Source organism: Bradyrhizobium sp. BRP23, from assembly GCF_020194135.1.
GTDB classification, from domain to species: domain Bacteria; phylum Pseudomonadota; class Alphaproteobacteria; order Rhizobiales; family Xanthobacteraceae; genus Bradyrhizobium; species Bradyrhizobium yuanmingense.
In genome coordinates this window covers 1-4,333 of sequence record NZ_JADYVW010000035.1, presented here as the reverse complement: position 1 = coordinate 4,333, position 4,333 = coordinate 1, and the positions used below count along the sequence as shown (strand labels likewise).

Annotated in this window: 1 protein-coding gene; it reads right to left on the bottom strand. The window is 65.1% G+C overall.

Annotated features, from left to right (window positions below):
- A partial coding sequence (locus tag I6F24_RS37170; RefSeq protein ID WP_225148801.1) for a non-ribosomal peptide synthetase occupies nt 1-4,333 on the bottom strand: 4,333 nt, incomplete at both ends.

Sequence of the window (4,333 nt, the reverse complement as noted above, 5' to 3'; positions counted from 1 at the left end):
CACCCACCGCGCCGAACGGCACGGGCGCGCCATGGCCATCCAGCAAGTACACACGCGTGTTGGCGATTGGGCGCCCGATCGGGACCAATGACCCATTAAAATCAGCCGGGCAAGTCCAGATCGTCGCACAGACTGTTGCCTCGGTCGGGCCGTAAGCATTGACAATTGATGTTGGGGCCAGACTTCGGATGAGTTCTGGCTTCGGCAGCTCTCCAGCAAGAACGAGAGCTTGCACAGCCAAACATTTCGGATCCTTGTTTGTCTGAAGCAACGCTGGGGGTAATGTCGCGTGGGTGATGGCTTCGCTTTGCAGATAATCCGATAGCTTGTTACTCGCTTGACGGATCTCTTCCGCAGGCAAGTGCAAAGCGGCTCCGGAGCCAAACGCCATAACAAGCTCCCAAGCGCTTGCATCAAAAGCAATGGAGGCGAACTGCACGACGCGGCTGTTGGAAGAAGCGCCAAAGAGGCCGACCTGAGCCGACAGCAGATTGACCAACCCTTGATGCTGGACCATGACCCCCTTTGGGGTTCCGGTTGAGCCTGAGGTGTAGATCACATAAGCGAGATGGCCCGATGTGAGGCCAAGCGTGCGCCGGTCAGGGTTTGAAGCCGCCCGTTCGGCCCAGGCGGGCGTGGCCGTCTCCACATCGATGACCGTCACATCGGTCAGCACCTCGAGACCGAGTGCTGCGCGACCGACGACGTCGCAAAGCAGCAGCCGCGGCGCGGCATCGTCGACAACCTGATGCAGCCGCTCGCTGGGATATGCTGGGTCCAGCGGCAGATAGGCACCGCCAGCCTTGAGGATCGCCAAGACACCAACCACCATCGCCGGACTGCGTTCGAGGCAGATCGCAACCGGCTGGTCCGGCTTGACCCCGAGGGCGATCAGGTGATGCGCCAGCCGGTTGGCCCGCGCGTTGAGCTCGCCATAGCTCAGCCGCTCGTTTTCGCAGACCAGCGCCACCGCCTCCGGCGCCTTTTGCACCTGCGCCTCGAACAGCTCATGGACGCACAGGTCCGATGGATAGGCCTCCGCCGTCCGGTTCAGATCCTCCAGCAGATAGGTGCGCTCTTCAGCTGGCAAGATGTCCAACTCGCGTACCGGCGTATCCGGGGCATGCTCCAGCGCCTTTGCCAGCTCCTCGAGCACCCGCTGCATGTAGCCGCAGATCCGATCCGCAGAGATAGGCTCCGCCACCTGCACAGTGAGGCCCAGCGCCTCGCCAAAATCCTCCACCGACAGGGTCAGCGGATAATTGGTGCGTTCCTCCCCACCCAGCCATTCCATGCCCGACAAGACATCATCCATCCCGGAGCCGGGCACAGCCGGCGCCGTGTTGTGACGGTAGTTCAACAACGTGCTGAACAGCGGCGCCGACGCCGCAACAGCGCTGCAGCGCTGTACCAGCGCCAGCGAGGCCTGCTCGTGCGCCAAGAGCTCGGCCAGCCGGGCGTGCGTGGTTCGCACGCTCGCCTCGACCGCTGTCCCATCAAGATCAAGCCGCAGCGGCAGGGTGTTGATGAACAGCCCCATCGTGCGGTCGGCGCCAGCGCTGCCCTGCAGGCGGCCTAACAGCACCGTGCCGAACACCACCTGCTCGCGGCCGCTGCTGCGCGCCACCACCTGTCCCCACGCCAGATGGCACAGGCTCGCCAGACTCACGCCCAGCCGCCGTGCCTGTTCGCGCAGCCTCGCTTGGAGCGCTGACGGCAGCATCCGCTGCGCCTCTCGAACCCCGCTGCCGTCGCCGCGCACCTCGCGCAAGCCGAACGGCGTGCTCGGCTCGTCGATGTCGGCCAGCAGCTCCCGAAAGAACGCTTCATCGGCCTTGGCATCACGGCGTAGATGCGCCTGCGCCACCAGATTGCGGAATGGCTGCGGCGCCGTCAGCTCATGCTGGCGCCCCTCCAGCTCGGCCCGGACCTCAGCATGCATCACGTCCCGCGTCGTGTGATCCCCGATCAGATGATGCTGCAGCTCCAGCAGCAGCCAGCGCGCGCTGCCGGGCTCGCGCGCAATCATAAATCGCAGCAGTGGTGCTCGGCCAAGCTCGATGCGGTGCTGGCGCGGATCAAACCGCTCCTTAAGCTGCGCGGCGCCAGCACCATGAGCGCCATCCAGCTCGACCTCGATCACCTCCAGTCGCGCCTCCCGCCACACCACCTGGGCCGGGCGCGACAGGCCCTCCCAGACGAACGAGGTGCGCAGAATGTCGTGCCGATTCACCACCCGCTGGACCGCGGCAAGATAGCGATCGAGCAGCCCACGCTCGTCAAACGCCATCTGCGATACCAGCAGGTACGGATCGCCCTTTGCCGCCAACAGATGATGGAACAGGATGCCGTCCTGCAGCGGCGACAGGCCGTAAATGTCCTGGATGTTGCAAATCCCGCCGGGCACTGTGGCGATGATCCGGTCGATCTCGCCCTGGGCCAGCTCAATCAGCGGCAACATCTGCGGCGTGATCGCCGCACTTCGCTCGGTGATCAGGTTGGCCGGGACCGCCACCTCGTGATGGCGGCCCAGGCTTGCAGCCAGATCAGCCAGCACCGGCTTGACGAACAAGGTGCGCACCTCGATGCGCAGTGACCGCCGCCTTAGACGCTCGATCATCTGCACCGCCAAGAGCGAGTGCCCTCCCAGTTCGAAGAAGTTGTCGTGCCGTCCGACCCGCTCCAGCCCCAGCAGCTCGGCCCAGATCTGCGCCAGCACCGTCTCCGTCTCGCCCTGTGGCGGCGCGTAGGTCCGGCGCGCATACGCCTCGTCGCCCGGGGCCGGCAGCGCGTTTCGATTGAGCTTACCGTTCAGCGTCAGCGGAAGCGCCGCCAGCCGCACGAACGCACTCGGCACCATGTAGTCCGGCAGCCCCGCACTCACATGCGCCCGCAAACCGCCGGCAAGATCAGATTCCTCAGCTTCGGCGGCAACGACATACGCAACGAGGCGCTGCTCGCCGCGACCATCCTCGCGCGCCACCACCACCGCCTCGCGCACGCAGGGGTGGCCGCAAAGCCGCGCGACGATCTCGCCCGGTTCGATCCGGAAGCCGCGGATCTTCACCTGCTCGTCGTTGCGGCCTAAAAACTCCAGATTGCCATCCGGCAGGTAGCGTGCCAGGTCGCCGGTCCGGTACAGCCGGTCGCCCTCGACAAAGGGACTGGGGATGAACCGCTCCGCTGTCAGCTCAGGGCGGTTGAGGTAGCCCCGCGCCACCCCCGCCCCGCCAATGCAGAGCTCGCCCACCGCACCGAACGGCACCAGCCCGCCATGACCATCCAGCAAGTAGACCCGCGTGTTGGCAATAGGACGGCCAATCGGGACGATGGCCTCATCAAACTCAGCCGGGCAGCTCCAGGATGTAACGTCGATCGCGGCCTCAGTCGGACCGTAGAGATTGTGCAGGGCCGTCCAGGGCAATACGCGCCGAACCCTATACACACTGGCGGCAGGGAGCGCCTCGCCGCTGCATAAAACCCGCCGCAGCGATGTGCAGCGGTCAACACTCTTCGCATCCAAAAAGCTGACCAGCATGGATGGCACGAAGTGAACCGTCGTGATGTGCTGGCTGACGATCAAGTCGACCAATGCATCGGGATCTCTGTGCGCACCGGGTGGGGCCAGTACCAGCGTTGCCCCTTCAAGCAAAGTCCAAAAGAACTCCCAGGCCGAGACATCGAAGCTTAATGGCGTCTTCTGCAACACGACGTCTGTTGGCTTCAGACCATAGGCGTTCTGCATCCAGATCAGGCGATTAACGATAGCCCGATGCTCATTCTGTGCCCCTTTGGGCGTGCCCGTGGATCCCGAAGTGTAGATCACATAGGCGAGGTTGCGGGAGGTCAGGCCGAGCGCGCGCCGGTCAGGATCCGCTTCCGGCAGGCTGGCCCAGGCCGGCGCCGCAGCATCGAGCTCCACCACGCTCACAATGGCCGGCACATCCGCGCCGAAGGCGGCACGGCCAGCCACATCGGCCAGCAGCAGCGGCGGGGCCGCATCGTCGAGCACCTGATGCAGCCGCGCCGACGGATAGGCGGGGTCCAGCGGCATATACGCTCCGCCGGCCTTCAGGATCGCCAAAAGCCCCACCACCATCATCGGACTGCGCTCGACGCAGATCGCAACCGGCTGGTCCGGCCTGACCCCGAGGGCGATCAGGTGATGCGCCAGGCGGTTGGCCCGTGCATTGAGCTCGCCGTAGCTCAGCCGCTCATCTTTGCAGACCACCGCCACCGCATCCGGCGCCTTGTGCACCTGCGCCTCGAACAGCTCGTGGATGCACCGCTCCGCAGGATACGGCGCCGCCGTCCGGTTCAGCTCCTCCAGCAG